We start from the raw sequence: 15481 nt of genomic DNA on the forward strand, positions 1-15481 counted from the left end.
ATACTTGCTTTAGCTTGTTTAATATTTAGCCAAGTAAAGCGTTTTTGCAAGTTTGCTTTAGCGCAGTAACAAGCTGTGCTATAGCCAAATGAGTTTATGACGAGCAGCTATAATGACTAATACCACCTACGCCAAACAAAGCTGTTGGACGTAAGCTATAATATTTATCTTCAATATCATTTGATTGTTCCGCAAATGGGTTAGACAACACCTGCTGAAGCTCAGCTATTAAGGAATAATCACCGTTGGCAGCCGCCTGATAAGCAGGCACAACTAGCCATTCTCGCCAAGTGAATTTAGGATTGACCGCTAACATTTTTTCACGCAAAGCTGCAGTATTTTCATCAGCCTTAACCGCCGAACGCCATTTTTGCAACCACTGTTGCCATTGGGCTTGTAGCTCACCTGACGCTTGCGCATAAAAAGATTTTTGTAAACCAGTTATCTCTTGTGGCACATGCGAAAGCTCACGGAAAAACATATTGTAATCTACCTGTGTTTTCACCATAAGTTGCAGCAGCTCAACCAAAAGTGCTTCGTCAAATTGCGCCAAACCAAGTTTTGCAGCCCACATGGCTTCCAACTTTTGATGCATTATGTGCGAAAAACCTGCTTGAATATCCGCGAGCTTTTCGAGCGCTTCAGGCAGATTTTGCAATACGTGCTCTAAGCTTAAACAGAACATGGCAAAGTTTTTTTCTGCCGCCACCGGCTGATTAAAAAAAGCAAAATGGCGACCACCGCCTGTCCAAGGTTGGAACATAGGTTCAAACAATTCACAAAAACCAAAGGGGCCATAATCTAGCGTATAACCACCAGCAGCACAGTTATCCCCATTAAAATTACCTTGGCAAAACCCAACGCGCATCCAGTTGGCAACCAATGTGGTTAAACGCTCGCGAAATTCACTGGCCAGTAGTAAAACTTTGTCGGCAAAATCAAGCTGCGGGTCTATTTGTTGACTATATTCACGATCAATTAAATGTTGAATAATCAGTTCAAGTTCTTCTAACGCTTTGTCATGTTCATTCACACGAGCGCGGCGAGCGAATAACTCTATTTGACCAACACGCAAAAACGACGGCGCAACTCTGGTAGAAATAGCGACTGGATTAGCAAGCATAGTTTCAGGATCGTGTGAATGTGAACCTTCAAAATACCAAGGGCGATCAACTCTTTCAGTTTTAGACACAAACAAACTCAGTGAACGCGAAGTTTCAATACCTAACGCATGCATATGTTCTTGTGCAAGGAATTCGCGTACGCTTGAGCGCAAAACAGCTCTGCCATCACCACCGCGACAATAAGGTGTTCTGCCCGCGCCTTTTAACTGCATTTCCCAGCGTTTGCCCTGACTGACTAACTCCAATACAGAAATAGCGCGGCCGTCCCCATATCCATTGCCAGTTCTAAAAGGGCATTGTTGGGTATATTCAGTGCCGTAAATTGACAGCGCATAACCAGTCGCCCAACCAACTGGTGACATAGCCTGTGGTAATTGCGACAGATCTCCAGAAAACATGCGGACAAAATCTGGATCTTGCGCCAAACTATCGTCAAAAGCTAATTCTGCAAATAACGTTTGGCTGTGCGCTATATATTCAGCATCAGCTAATGGCGTGGGTTTAACTGGCACATAATGGCCAGAGAAGACCTCGCGAGGATTATAATCATCACCTGATTCTGTCGCTTCAGGATCTGCAGTTAAAAAATCTAACAAGGAATAGTCCGCCAACTCTGCAACTTGCGTTAACTTAGTCACTTTGTTGTCGGTTTTTTCTGATTGTTTAATACTCATAAAAAAGTCTAACCACTCACTGAATTGTAATAGCTGAATAATCCCGATAACACTGCATTCATAGCCACGGCAGACAATATAAGTCCCATTACTCGGCTAACAACACTTGCACCAGTTTCGCCAATTAAACTTACAATCCGATTGGCGGCGAGCATTAACAACAAAGCTATAAATAAGATAACCAGAATAATGCCTGTTGTGATGGTTTGCTCGACCAGAGAATATCTATGATTATCTGTCAGCAATACAGCTGCCATCATAGCACCAGGTGAAGCAATTGAAGGGATAGCCAGCGGGAACACTGCTGCGTTTGCAGCTTTATCGACCATGCCGAGTTCTTGCTCTGGTTTGCTGTCGCCAAAAATCATCGTCAGTGCAAATAAAAACAATACAACACCACCGGCAACTTGAAAGGCTGGCAAAGGAATTTCCATCGCATCAAGCAATATTTCGCCAAGTACAACAAAAAACACCAAAACCAAAGCGGCAATCACTATAGCTTTAACTGCCACTTTGTTTTTCTCGGCAGTCGTTTTTAATGCGGCAGTCACAGCAATAAAAACAGGTATAGTGCCTATCGGGTCGATAACAGCCCATAACAGAACAAATTTGTGAATTATGCTATCCATTGACACCTCGTACTTAGCATAAAAAACAAGTTTAAACCTTTAAAATACCTTTAGCTAGCCGTATTAAGTCAAGTAAACCCTCACAGCTTGTTATAAGTTTTTATCTGCCAATTTAATAAACTACTTGCACTCAGTTGCTGGATCACAATAATGTGCGGTTTGATATTTAAACCAACAAAAGTTCTGAATCCCATGACCGACCAGCCGCAAGACAGACTCGAACAAGCCAAAGAAAAAGGCCGTTTTATTCGTGAAGTTAAAAGTTTTGTAACCCGCCAAGGGCGTTTAACCAAAGGCCAACAAGCGGCAATAGACGAATATTGGGATCAATACGGTTTAACTCACGAACAAGGTGTGTTTGACTGGCAAGTAATATTTGGCAATAACAACCCTGTTGTTTTAGAAATTGGTTTTGGTATGGGTGCATCATTGGTTGAAATGGCTAAAAATGCCCCTGAAAAAAACTTTGTTGGTATTGAAGTGCACTTGCCAGGTGTTGGCGCCTGTTTAAAAGACGCCACAACAGAAGGTGTAAAAAACTTGCGTTTAATCAACCATGATGCAGTCGCAATTTTAAAAGACTGTATTAGCGATGCTTCACTAGCCTGTGTGCAATTATTCTTCCCTGATCCTTGGCATAAAAAACGCCACCACAAACGCCGTATAGTTCAAACAGAATTTGCCCAACTGTTAGCGCAAAAACTGACAACGGGCGGAGTTTTCCATATGGCGACCGACTGGGAAAATTACGCAGAACATATGTTGGAAGTGATGTCGGCACAAGCAAACTACAAAAACCAATCACCAACTGGAGATTATATGCCACGCCCAGAGCATAGACCGCTAACTAAATTTGAACAGCGCGGTCATAGACTTGGACATGGCGTATGGGACTTAATGTTTGAGAAAATTTAATCGAATCGATTTAGCGCTTTAACTCAAGCGCTAAATCTTCTAACGACTTACCTTTAGTTTCAGGCATCATAAATTTCACCCACACTAGCTGTAGTAACATCATAAATGCAAAGAAGTAGAACACAGTAGAAGCTTCAAATGCAGCCAGAGCTGTTGGCATTAATAAACTAATTAATGCAGCAAATACCCAATGAGTACCTGAACCAAGCGCCTGCCCTTTTGCCCGTACCGCATTCGGGAATATTTCTGAAATAAACACCCAAATAACCGCACCTTGACCAATAGCGTGCGACGCAATAAACATAAAGACAAAAAATACTACAACCGCGCCGCCTATGTTGTTGGCAAATGCCCAAGCCACCACAGCTAACGAAATAATGTAACCAACTGAGCCTATATACATTAAGCTTTTACGCCCTGCTCTATCAATTATCCATAAACCCGCCATAGTAAATATGAGATTAACTAAACCAATACCAGCAGATGAAAGCAACGCACTGCTAGAGTCTAACCCCGCCATAGAAAACACGCGCGGCGCGTAATACAGAATAAAGTTAATGCCAGATAATTGATTAAAAAAGGCAATTAAAAACGCCAACAAAATGGGTAATTGATAGACAGAGCTAAATAATTTTTTAGGCTCAGATTGTTTTTCTTCAACTATGTCTTCAACTTCCTGCTCAACATTGTGCTGCTCTAACTCAGTTAACGCACTTTTTGCTTTAGCTAAATCGGCTTTAGTAGATTTTGATGCTTCTATCTCGCTGATGATCTGCTCAACATTCTCTTCACCTATTTCATTGAGAATTTTGCGGCATTGACTAATATCGTCACGATGAATTGCCAACCAACGAGGGCTTTCTGGTACTCGACTGACAAACATTAGGTATAACAAAGCTGGTAAGGTTTCGATACCCAACATTAAACGCCAATCCCAGTCAGCTAAACCCGAGATAAAGTAATTCGATAACATAGCCACCAAAATGCCGAAAACAATTTGGAATTGATACAAAGCAACTAACTGACCACGTCGTTTAGCCGGTGCAACTTCAGAAATATATGCAGGCACAGCAACAGAAGAAATACCCACTCCAATACCACCGATAAAACGTAAAATTGCAAAGGTGTAAGGGTCTTGGGCGATTGCCGAGCCAAAAGCAGACAAGGCGTACAAAATACCGATAAATATCAGTGTTGGTTTACGACCAAATTTATCACAAGGATAACTGCCAGATAAGGCACCAATAACGGTACCCCAGAGCGCCGAAGAAACAATCAGCAACCCATGCTCCATAGGTGATAAATCCCATAAAATTTGAATCTTCTGTTCGGCACCAGAAATAACCGCAGTGTCAAAACCAAATAAAAATCCGGCTACAGCTACGGTAATTGACCAAAGTAGTAATTTTGGCATACATATACTCTCAATTTGTTAATACTCGAATCATTATAACAACGTTGTCTTATTTAACAAGTTAGATATTTAAAATTAAACTAATGATAACTTAAAGTGAGACCCTAGCCCCAGTCACCTTATCAAACACATGACAATATTTAGTTTCTACATACAAGTTCCACAGCGCAGGCTGCAACTCTTGCTCATCAAATTGCTTTTGTACTTTTGCAGTAATTTGCGTGTCTGCATAATCAAAGTGCAAAATGCATTCGCTGCCTAACTGCTCATAAGAACTTAAACATGCTTGCAGCTCAATATACTTGTCGGTATTGGTTACTTCAGGGTCAAGGCTAAATACTATATGTTCAGGTCGAAAAGCCAGTTCAATCTGCTGCCCAGCAACTACAGAACAACTGGGTAAAGTGATGCTTTGTTCGCTACAGCTAAGCGTCGCGGAAATGCCAGAGTCAGAGCTAGTAGTAACAATAGCTGCAAGAAAATTAATTTTTGGCTGCCCTAAAAATTGCGCAACAAATTTGTTGCAAGGTTTATTGTAAAGTTCGAGCGGTGAACCAACTTGCTGCAAGTTACATTCATTAGAAGCCGACAAAGGAGCAAACACCGCAATTCTGTCGCCCAAAGTCATAGCTTCGTGCTGGTCGTGTGTTACATAAATCATAGTTGTGCCCAATGAGCGATGTAACTGCTTTATCTCCTGCCTGGTTTTACTTCTAAGCGCCGCATCTAAATTACTCAAGGGTTCATCTAACAAAAACAGTTGTGGGCGCTGCACAATACAACGACCAATCGCGACTCTTTGCTGCTGCCCGCCCGACAACTTGTCTGGTTTCTCCGCCAAAATGTGCGAAATTTCAAGCTTCTCAGCAGTCTTCTCTACTCTGTGTTTAATTAGCTTTTTGTTGATGCCTTTTTGCTTGAGTCCAAACGACAAGTTTTCAAATACAGTCATATGCGGATAAAGCGCATAGTTTTGAAAAACCATACCGATTTTTCGTTTGGCTGGAATTACCTGATTCATCAGTGTTTCATCAAACCACATTTCACCGTCGGTTAGCGGCTCAAGTCCTGCAATTAAACGCAGCAGCGTCGTTTTGCCACAGCCAGAAGGGCCGATAAACACAATCAGTTCACCAGACTTTATTTCAAGATCTATATTTTTTATCGTACACATTTCACCCAAAACATAAGTTTTAGATAAATTTTTTAATATCAATCGTGTCAATTTACACACCTAACAAGCCAAATTAAATCTAGAGAAACCAATACAAAACAACGTTATCTTTTAGGTTACAAATCTTGTTCTATCGTCTAGTATTTAGACTAATACTTGTACAAATTCCTGCAGGACATCCCATGTTCACTCTACTTTCTTTTTTTACAAGGATAGTAGCTTCAGCAAAAACATTCATTGTTGTTGCACAACTAACTCTGCTAAGTCTATGCGCTTTTAACGCTCAGAGTAAATGTTTGATAATGGTCACAGCAGGCGGAGGCTACACCTTTTGGCATGCAACAACCCTTGGTGCACAAAAAGCGGCTGCGGATAATGGTTACCAGATCATTTCTAGAGGAACTTACGAGTCAACCACAGCCAGTGCACAACTTTCAATTATAAATTTTTTCCAAGACTATGAGTGTGACGGCTTAATACTCGCGCCAAATGAAAAATCAGTAGTAGACGCTCTAGTGCTCAACTATGACAAACCCATTATATTAATTGACCGCAAACCCGAAAATAGCCAGCTACCTGTGGTTAAAACCAACGACTATTTTGCTGGCGAATTAGCGGCTAAACAGCTTATTCAACTCAGTCAAAAAACCATTGATTTAGCGGTTGTGCTTAACAATCAAACTGAAGCGCATTTAAACCAACGTGCGCTTGGTTTTACTAACCTGCTAAAACAAACTTTCAGCCAGGTAAAATTAAAACACCTCCATTCTGGGCGCTCAGTTGGTTCAGCCAGAGAAATTATCTTTCAACAAAAAGAGCTCATTCGCAGCGCTCAAGTGGTTTATGCCACTAACGAGCTTGGCAGCCTTGCGTTAAATCAGGATCTGGCCGAAATCGAAAACATCAAAATAGGTTTTGATTGCCATCCAGCGCTGATTAAAGCAACAACTGCAAATAAAATGCTCGGTTTTATCAGCCAAAATGCCTTCCAAATTGGTTATGCCAGTGCAGTTAAACTTATCAATAACATAGAGTCGAAAACACCTCTAACTGACCTTTACCTCAACCCAATGTTTATTGATTACGCATTTATCCAAAAACTGCCAGAACCCAATTGCAAAAGCATTTACCAATATTTAGCCCACACATCTTTAAACTAGCGCGTGGTAAATTTAGCCGTTAAACCACGTAAAGTATGTGCTCGTTCAACCAAATCTTCAGTTTGTTTTACGTTGTCGTTAAACTCCGCTTTGTTGTCGTTAATTTGCTCTGCCAAATCAACAATATTTTGTGCAATCTCCTGAATTACAGCCCCTTGTTCAGTCGCAGACGTTGAGATAGAAGCACTCATATCTTTAATAATGGACGCTGCGTCACCGATAGAGCGCATATCTTTCGACAAGTTATTCGCATCACTAATGCGTGCTAGTGTGATCTCGGCACCTGCGTCAACCATGCTTTCAGCATTTTGGCTTTCGCTTTGTAATCTGCTCACAATGCTTTCAATTTCTTCGGTCGATTTTTGTGTGCGCGCAGCAAGCTCTCTCACTTCATCGGCAACCACAGCAAAACCTCGACCATTCTCACCTGCTCTCGCCGCTTCTATCGCAGCATTTAACGCAAGTAGATTTGTCTGCTCTGCTACCGCGCGGATAATGGCGACTATGCTGCTAATGTCTTCACTGCTTTGGCGCAATGAGCGCACAATATTTGAAGCATCTTTCATTTGCGTGCCAAGTTCGGCTAACTTGTCAGCATTCTGTTTAGATAAATCACGGCTCTGCATAATCAGTCTATCAATGTTATCAACTTCTTTTTGCGTATTGATTGTGCGCTCTTCAATATGCACGGCCGAAGTGCCAAGCTCTTGCAACGCAGCAGACAAGGTTTCAATATCACTGCTAATTTTAAATACTCGGTCTAAACTGCGCTGGTTGTTACTAAGCAAATTATCGCTCGCCGAATTAACACTTTGGCTGGTATGAATAACTTCCACCACTAGCGCATTTAAATGTTCGGAAATGCTATTGAGCATTTTACCTATGGTGCCAAATTCATCACTTGACGTTTTTGAGATATTTTCCGTTAAGTCACCACTGCTGACTTTTTGGCTAAATTTAGTTAAGCGCTTAATTGGACGGCGGATCCCCATCACCATAATAAAACTGATGATTGCCGTAATAATTACCGAGATAACCCCTGCAATAATTAACCATTGCGTGGCCGATGCGTTTTGCTGTTTACTTTGCAGTGCGTTTTGTGAAGTTTGTTGGTTAATCCAATCGGCAAATTTATCAATCTTAGCTAAATCCATTTGCCATACTTGGCGGTACTGTTCAAGCTGCGCAACTTGTTTATCGCGTGCGGTTAAATAACTCACGGCTATTGGTAACATGCCCTCTTGTGCCAGCAGTGATTTTTCCATTTTATCCACTACCTGCGCTAAATCACTTACCGAAAACATTGATTGATAAGTCAAAATTTCTAAGTTGGTTTTCAAGGTTTTCATACTGTCTGAAGCCGTTGGAATAAGTGTTGGGTAAACTTCAGGATCTTGGGTAACTGCAACCATTTCAGTTAAAGCACGAATGCGATCTAAACCATCTTGAATTGCCATTAACGACGACAACCAAATAAAACTTTGACTGTTTAAGTCTTTCAGTTTCAGCTCAACAAGTTCGTTTACTTGTTGCCACTGCTTTAAAAAGTCAGCCTGCTTATTTTGCAGTTGTAAATCTAACGCTAACGCTTGTCGATTAGTTAAAATAAGTGCTTGCTGCGCTTTTAACTCAGGCTGAACATCCGTTAGCTGCATATCATTGTTAGCAAATAACAACTCAGCTTTATTTAGCAGTTTGCGCGTTAGTTGCTGCAAATTCGTATCATCTTGTTTGAGCTGTTGTTCTAAGCCGTTTTGTTGATGGGTTGAACGAGCCAAATAGTGCTGTAAAACCTTGTTGTCCACCTGCTGAAAGGTTTCACGCATATCAGCCAAGTTGAGCAATAATTCGGTTGCATGTTCGGAAAATTGATCAAATCTATTACTGATAGTTTGACTATTTTGTACACCAGCAGCTATCACAACTATGATAACCAAAGCTAAAAAACTAAATACGCTTGAGATTTTAAATTGAAGTGTCATAGTCTTTACTCCGCCCAACCTTTGTACTGCATCACATTGTTTTTATTAACCAAACTTGGATCTATTAAAAATACTTGCTGCGACAGTTTTTGACCTTGTTTTAGTTGATAACCTAACTCAACGGCTTTTTCAGCCATTAAATCAGGGTATTGGGCGGCGGTTGCACTGACCAATGCATTTGAATTTTTTAACGCTTCTTGCATTAATGGCGCACCATCAACAGAAGTAATGACAATATCGCGTTTACCGCGATTCTGCGCCTCTAACTCGGCACCAATTGCACTTGGGTCATTTATCGCAAAAATGCCGTTAACATCTGGGTAGGTCGCCAAAATTGATTTCATTGCTTGTTCACCACCAGATTGACTGCCTTGGCCTTGCGCGTCTACTTGCAGCAGCTGAATACCACTAGCTTCAGCAATTGCTTGGTTGCACCCATCTACCCTATCAACCACGGCTGATACATTTGGGCCATTAATAATCGCAATTTTGCCAACACCACCAAGCTGGTTAATTAGATGCGTACAGGCTTGAAATCCCGCTTTTACATTGTCGGTTGCGACGGTTGCAACAACGCCTTCAGCCGAAACATCCACCGCAATAACTTGTGTGCCTTGTTTAATCGCTTTTTTAATTTCGGGTGCCAAAGCTTGCTGGTCGGCTGCGGTTATCACAACAATATCAGCGTTACGCTCAACCAACTGCGCCAATTGCCAACGTTGTCTATTTAGTGAATAGTCACTTGCAACCACCAGAGTATTTGCTTTGCCGTTAGTAAGTTCGTCAGCCTTGCGCTTAGCACCTTTAACAATCTGCAAAAAGAATGGGTTGTTTAAGTCGTTAATAGCCACACCAACGGTTAAATTAGCCAGAGATTTTTGGCTAAAGGTAAAAATAGCTAAACCAATGATCAATAAAAAATGAATAGTTAACTTTTTATAGCTCATAATCCACCCACCTTAATGCATTTGTTAAAAAATTGTACAATTAGTATAAACACATTAAACAACGTTGTCATTAATATTTATAAATAACTCAGGTAATATTCAAATGTATTACTCTGCTCAGACAAAATATCTAACTAAAAAATAAGGACTTAATGATGAAAAAAATTCTAATGTCAGCTTAGCTCATTTAGTGCCAGACGGTATGACTCTGGCACTATATTAGTTGTTAATCCAATTAATCATCCACAAGCATTTGCTGTAAATCAAATACTTCTTCTGTGCCAATATCAGATACGAATATCGCTGCACTATTGCTGGTTAAATCAATTGTTAGTTCAGCTTTGGCATGCTCTTTTGTCCAACACATTTGCAGTTTAGACTTATCAGCTTGCATCACAAACTCACCATTAAATGCTTCACTGTTGTTACGAATTTTAATTAACTTAAACAAAGCTTGGGTGATGTTTTTACTAGTTAAACTATCTACTTTATCGGTATTTAAATATGGGCGGTTAATGTCGCGACCAACTTTGCTTTTTTCTAATAAAGCCATGTCATTTTCATGGCATAACAAGCCTGTGTAATATACTTGTGGGGTACCTGGTGCAAAAAACTGGATGGCTCTTGCAAGTAAATAATCAAAGTTATTCTGCGCTAGTGCATCATAATAAGTACAATTGACTTGATATAAATCGACGTTGCTGGCGGCCGCGCCCGTAGCTAATCGACTTTGACCTTGGCTATTGTTATGGATTTTTTCAACCAAGTGATCAATTTCATTTTCATTCAATAAACCAGCTTTGCCCGCCATAGGGCCAACATCAATAATGCCAATACCATCATGAGTGTCTAACACTGTAATACAGTTTCTTGGTGAAACTTTTAACCATTTCGCCAACGCAGAAAAATCTTGGCTAAATATGCTGTGCAATACCAAAGGTGGCAATGCAAAGTCATATACGCGGTCTACTTTTTCTGCAATTTCAATTTGTGTTTTATAGTAAGAGTGGATCTCAACCAAAGTCTGTATGCCTAGCTCGCTCGCCTGTTTAGCCAACTGGTTAATAAACTCAAAAGTCTCTTCAAGCATAAAACAGCTAGAGCCAGCTTTTTTAATTGCATAACCCGCAGCATCTAAGCGAATGATATTTACTTTATTCTCAGCAAATTTAGTCAAAATATCCGTTAAATACTGTTTACCCGCAGTAGAGTGCACATCAATATCGATTTGATTGGAGGTAAAAGTGGTCCAAAATTCACAAGTTGTGCCATCCGCCAAAGTATATTCAGTGAAACAACTACCTGGGCGTGGACGATATATTTTTGCTCTGTCTTCATCCGACAAACCATTCGGAAAAACTTTATCTTTAGTTAAGAACAAATCCCAATATTTTGAATTGCGACCGTTTTTTAACACATCTTGGAAAGCTTCTGATTGAGCTGACATGTGATTAACAATTAAATCAGCCATAGTGTCAAAGCTTTCACCTATGTTGGCAATGTCATTCCAGTTACCTAAACGACTATCAACTTGAGTATGGTCAATTGGGTCAAAACCCGCATCACTACCGTCAATTGGATAATAAAAGGGTAATAAATGCACGCCGCCAAATAATGAGTCAAATTGATTGGTTAATAACGAATTTAATCCTTGTAAGTCGCTGCCGGAAAGTCTGTCGGCGTAAGTAATTAGTTGTACATTATTTTTCATAGGGATCTCAGGTTAGTTAAAAGCTCTAATTTAAAAATAAACTTAAACGTTTAAGTTAAATTAAAGTATATTTTTAAAATAAAATCAACACATAATTTTTAATAATAAAATTAGAGAATTATTGAATTAAACACTCAACAAACAAAAACTTAATGCTTTAAGAATCCCTGTAATCATGACATCTCAACCAATTTTATATTTGCATCAATTATTTATGTAAGAAAGACATAGCAAATTTTATGATTTACGAAATTGCTATACTTGACAGTTGTTAAAAAAATGTTTTTGGTATATATTTTTGACAACGTTGTAAAAACAACAATTAAAATAATTAAAAAGGAGGTATAAAACATAACAAAACACCCTGTGAACCATTAATTACGCCTAGATGTAATTGGCACATATTTAATTTAGAGAGTCTAATATGAAACTAATACACACAAAATATCTAGCGAGAACAGGACTTCTAACGCTTTTTCTAGCAGGAACACACAACGCCATAGCGGCACCACAACTTACGCAACAACCAGAAACAGAAGGTTCTGCACTCTTTACCAACAGCAATACACCAACACAAAATATTGCTGGATTCGAATTTTGCTGCGGCCAATATAATACCTATCAAGAACATACATTTAGCAACGCAACTGGCGCACTATTGTATTTAGATGGTGGCCACTGGAAAGACAGTTTTACAGGTGTGGTGGGCGATCGTCTATTTGCCAGCTTTGGTTTAGGTTATACATCAGAAGGCGGCAGCAGCAGTTACTTCGGCTATGATGCAACCGGCAGTATAGATAGCCCAACATTCAGCATAAATACTAACTACATTAATTTTAAAATTGGTGGCGGTAACAACAAGTACACCACAGCCAATGCAACAGCTGCGGTATTATTGATTAACGGCCAAGTTGTACGCCATGCAACCGGCAATAACCTTGATAATGCGCTTGCCTGGCATAGCTGGGATGTGAGTGATTTACAAGGCCAAACAGCAAGTATTCGATTAATCGACAATCACACGGATAATGGCATAGATAGCGCTCTGCCCTACTTATTAGCAGATGAATTTAGAGCAGCTAATCTTGCTGCTGCAATGCCTACAACCAGCGATTATGTGCAACCAGAACTAGTTGGTGAACCTTTGTTTATAAATGCAAGTAATCCATCTCAAGACATTGCAGGATTTGAGTTTTGCTGCGCAGGTTATGATAGTTTTTCTCAACACAATTTTGACAACGTTGTTAATGATTTAGCTAAATTAGATGGTGGTCAATGGGCTGCAAACTACAGCGGCGCAATTGGCGACAGAGTATTTTCTAGTGCAGGTGATGGCTACCAAGATATAAACGACACCAGCTTAGAGCCCATCGGCGAGCAAGCAACTGGTAGCTTAGATTCACCTGAATTTGTGATCAGCAAGTCTTACATTAATTTTTTATTAGGCGGTGGCAACCAGCTGTTTGACGCAGCTAACGCAACAGCCGCGCTGCTAATAATAAATAATCAAATTGTTCGTCAGGCCAGTGGTAACAACTCGACAGATTTGAGTTGGCATAGTTGGGATGTTGATGAATTTATCGGCCAAAATGCACAAATACGTTTATTAGACTACCACCCTGCCGATAACTCAGACGCAGCAACGCCGTATTTACTTGCGGATCAGTTCCGTGCAGCAGATATTCCAGCAACACAAAATATTGCAGGCGAAATTGATTATGCAGCGGCGCCGATAACCAGTGCACCAGCAACAGAAGGTCAAGCAGCCTTTAGTTCAAGTAAATTTCCAACAACACATATTGCAGGTTTTGAAAATTGTTGTTTCAACTACGACACCTATCATGCGTTTAACTTTTTAGCCTATGGTGATTTTGTTCGGTTTAACGGTGGCCAATGGGCGAGCGGCTTAGCAAACTATGTGGGAGATCGCGTTTTTGCCAGCTACGGCCAAGGTTATGCAAATTATACCGACACAACAGGCAGCTGGTATGGTTGGGAAGCAACAGGCCGTTTATTGTCGCCTGAATTTACCATCGCACAGCCTTACATTAATTTGTTAACCGCAGGTGGCACCAATACCTTTGATACAGCCAACGCAACTGCAATTGCTTTACGTGTAAACGGCAAAGTTGTTCGCCATGCAACCGGTAACGGCTCAGAAACAGAACTTGCTTGGACTACTTGGGATACAAGCTCGTTAGTCGGCCAACAAGCTGTAATTGAAATTATCGACCAACACGACAATACAGTTAGTGATGGCAGCTTACCGTTTATTTTAGTGGATGAAATTCGCCAAGCGGATAAAGCAGCAGTTGCGCCACTTACCTCATCAATCGTCAGCCAAGTTGAAGGCCATAAAGTGGCATTGCAACTCAATATGGGTGACGCAAACCCATATTATGAAAATGGCGAGTTTTATATCTACTATCTACAAAACTCGGCTTATCACTCTTGGTACTTGTCGAAAACAGATGATTTATTAACAGGCACTTTCTCCGAAGAAACTATTCCTGCATCTGGCGACATTAATGCACAAGATAGATGGATTGGCTCTGGTAGCGTAATGAAAGACCAAAGTGGTCAATACCACTTATTTTATACCGGCCACAATAAAGAGCACTATCCAGTTGAAGCAGTAATGCATGCTGTTGCCACTGACAATACCTTAAAAAATTGGCAAACCATTAACCAGCACACTTTCACAGGTAGCAACGGCTATAGCGACTATGATTTCCGTGACCCGTTTGTATTTTGGAATCAAGATGAACAGCGTTATTGGATGTTAATTACCTCGCGCTACAACAGCCAAGCAGCGATTGGTTTATATACCTCAACCGACTTAGCCAGCTGGACTGCACAAGCACCACTATACACAGAAACTTCGACACTAAATTTAGAAGTACCCGAGTATTTTGAATTTGCCGATACGCCTTTTATTGTTTATTCCGACCAACGTACTGAGTCGCCAGTGGTTAAATATTTAATTAACCAGAATAACCAATGGGTTAAACCAAACTTTGATGCACTCGATGGCAGATATTTTTATGCAGCGCGTTCTGCTGGGCCTGAAAATGAGCGTTTATTGTTTGGTTGGGTGCCGCATACTGATGGCCGCAACGATGGTGCATCAGCAAGCTGGGGTGGCGATTTACTTGTGCATCAATTGCATAAACACCTAAGTGGTGAACTGGCAGTAAAAATGCCAGATAAAGTAATTAGCCAACTAAACTCAGCTATGGCTATCAGCCCAACTTGGACTCAAGGCAATGTGCAAGTACAAACAAATAGTGCAACCTTGCAAGCCAACAGCGCATTTACTTTGCCAGCAAGCAACCAAGTTAACCGACTGCAGTTTAATATATCGGGTGCATCTGCCAGCGCGGTTACCGGTATTCAATTCAGAATGCCTGTAGCAGGCCAAGCGGACAAACTAGCTTATTTAAAACTCGACCCAACGAATGGCAATGCCAAGTTCTATTTTGACGGTGACGAACAAAATAGCGCTAACCCAAGCATAGATATTAATTTAGATCTGCAATCAGGTGTACATGTTGATTTGTGGCTAAATCCGCAATCGGGTGTAGGCGCAATCTACCTAAACCACTATCGAGCCTTGAGCTTCCGTTTATACGATTTAGCTGAATACCAAATTGGTCTGTTTAGCGAAAACAATACAGCGACAGCCTCAGGTTTAACACGTTACAGCGAATAGAAAGTAATGCATAGTGGCAGGCAACACTGCCGCTATGCA

The 15481-nt window shown here is 40.6% G+C and carries 10 protein-coding genes; 3 read left to right on the forward strand and 7 right to left on the reverse strand.

The genetic code is table 11. The features are described 5' to 3' along the window. Window positions 1-94: 94 nt before the first annotated feature. Entirely contained in the window at window positions 95-1798 is a 1704-nt protein-coding gene (locus ACMZOO_RS04265; protein WP_440905545.1) for a protein adenylyltransferase SelO, read from the reverse strand. Window positions 1799-1806: 8 nt separating this feature from the next. Continuing rightward, a complete protein-coding gene (locus tag ACMZOO_RS04270) occupies window positions 1807-2427 on the reverse strand; it encodes a MarC family protein (protein WP_440905546.1) in 621 nt (206 codons plus the stop codon). A 192-nt stretch (window positions 2428-2619) separates the two neighbouring features. Between ACMZOO_RS04270 and trmB the strand changes: the two genes are divergently transcribed. Beyond that, the gene (gene trmB / locus ACMZOO_RS04275) at window positions 2620-3342 is read left to right on the forward strand and encodes a tRNA (guanosine(46)-N7)-methyltransferase TrmB (RefSeq protein ID WP_440905547.1); all 723 of its coding nucleotides are present in this window, start codon (window positions 2620-2622) and stop codon (window positions 3340-3342) included. A gap of 10 nt (window positions 3343-3352) precedes the next feature. On the opposite strand, the gene ACMZOO_RS04280 is transcribed toward trmB, so the two are convergent. Both ACMZOO_RS04280 and ACMZOO_RS04285 read right to left on the reverse strand, forming a co-directional pair. After that, entirely contained in the window at window positions 3353-4756 is a 1404-nt protein-coding gene (locus ACMZOO_RS04280) for a sugar porter family MFS transporter (protein WP_440905548.1), read from the reverse strand. 91 nt (window positions 4757-4847) lie between these two features. After that, window positions 4848-5981, reverse strand: coding sequence for an ABC transporter ATP-binding protein (locus ACMZOO_RS04285; protein WP_440905549.1), 1134 nt, complete (start codon window positions 5979-5981; stop codon window positions 4848-4850). A 251-nt stretch (window positions 5982-6232) separates the two neighbouring features. Between ACMZOO_RS04285 and ACMZOO_RS04290 the strand changes: the two genes are divergently transcribed. Then, window positions 6233-7090: a substrate-binding domain-containing protein gene (locus tag ACMZOO_RS04290; protein WP_440905550.1), complete on the forward strand. Its 858-nt coding sequence runs from the start codon at window positions 6233-6235 to the stop codon at window positions 7088-7090. Here ACMZOO_RS04290 and ACMZOO_RS04295 read toward each other — a convergent pair. The 3 genes from ACMZOO_RS04295 to gtfA all read right to left on the reverse strand — a co-directional run bounded on the left by ACMZOO_RS04295 (window position 7087) and on the right by gtfA (window position 11730). Continuing rightward, window positions 7087-9072, reverse strand: coding sequence for a methyl-accepting chemotaxis protein (locus ACMZOO_RS04295; protein ID WP_440905551.1), 1986 nt, complete (start codon window positions 9070-9072; stop codon window positions 7087-7089). The two genes, ACMZOO_RS04290 and ACMZOO_RS04295, sit on opposite strands and share 4 nt — an antisense overlap. A 5-nt stretch (window positions 9073-9077) precedes the next feature. Beyond that, a complete protein-coding gene (locus ACMZOO_RS04300; protein WP_440905552.1) occupies window positions 9078-10019 on the reverse strand; it encodes an ABC transporter substrate-binding protein in 942 nt (313 codons plus the stop codon). Between the two features lie 235 nt (window positions 10020-10254). Then, a complete protein-coding gene (gtfA, locus tag ACMZOO_RS04305; RefSeq protein ID WP_440905553.1) occupies window positions 10255-11730 on the reverse strand; it encodes a sucrose phosphorylase in 1476 nt (491 codons plus the stop codon). A gap of 424 nt (window positions 11731-12154) precedes the next feature. Between gtfA and ACMZOO_RS04310 the strand changes: the two genes are divergently transcribed. After that, complete coding sequence (locus tag ACMZOO_RS04310; RefSeq protein WP_440905554.1) at window positions 12155-15442, forward strand: hypothetical protein; 3288 nt, start codon at window positions 12155-12157, stop codon at window positions 15440-15442. Window positions 15443-15481: the final 39 nt, after the last annotated feature.

Origin of the sequence: Catenovulum sp. SX2 (assembly GCF_052056295.1) — a bacterium.
In the GTDB taxonomy this organism is placed as follows: Bacteria; Pseudomonadota; Gammaproteobacteria; order Enterobacterales; family Alteromonadaceae; genus Catenovulum.

What these genes read in the sequence shown, in the direction of transcription:
- ACMZOO_RS04265 (WP_440905545.1), bottom strand. Translation starts at nt 1,798, where the DNA reads ATGAGTATTAAACAATCAGAAAAAACCGACAACAAAGTGACTAAGTTA.
- ACMZOO_RS04270 (WP_440905546.1), bottom strand. Translation starts at nt 2,427, where the DNA reads ATGGATAGCATAATTCACAAATTTGTTCTGTTATGGGCTGTTATCGAC.
- trmB (WP_440905547.1), top strand. Translation starts at nt 2,620, where the DNA reads ATGACCGACCAGCCGCAAGACAGACTCGAACAAGCCAAAGAAAAAGGC.
- ACMZOO_RS04280 (WP_440905548.1), bottom strand. Translation starts at nt 4,756, where the DNA reads ATGCCAAAATTACTACTTTGGTCAATTACCGTAGCTGTAGCCGGATTT.
- ACMZOO_RS04290 (WP_440905550.1), top strand. Translation starts at nt 6,233, where the DNA reads ATGGTCACAGCAGGCGGAGGCTACACCTTTTGGCATGCAACAACCCTT.
- ACMZOO_RS04295 (WP_440905551.1), bottom strand. Translation starts at nt 9,072, where the DNA reads ATGACACTTCAATTTAAAATCTCAAGCGTATTTAGTTTTTTAGCTTTG.
- ACMZOO_RS04300 (WP_440905552.1), bottom strand. Translation starts at nt 10,019, where the DNA reads ATGAGCTATAAAAAGTTAACTATTCATTTTTTATTGATCATTGGTTTA.
- gtfA (WP_440905553.1), bottom strand. Translation starts at nt 11,730, where the DNA reads ATGAAAAATAATGTACAACTAATTACTTACGCCGACAGACTTTCCGGC.
- ACMZOO_RS04310 (WP_440905554.1), top strand. Translation starts at nt 12,155, where the DNA reads ATGAAACTAATACACACAAAATATCTAGCGAGAACAGGACTTCTAACG.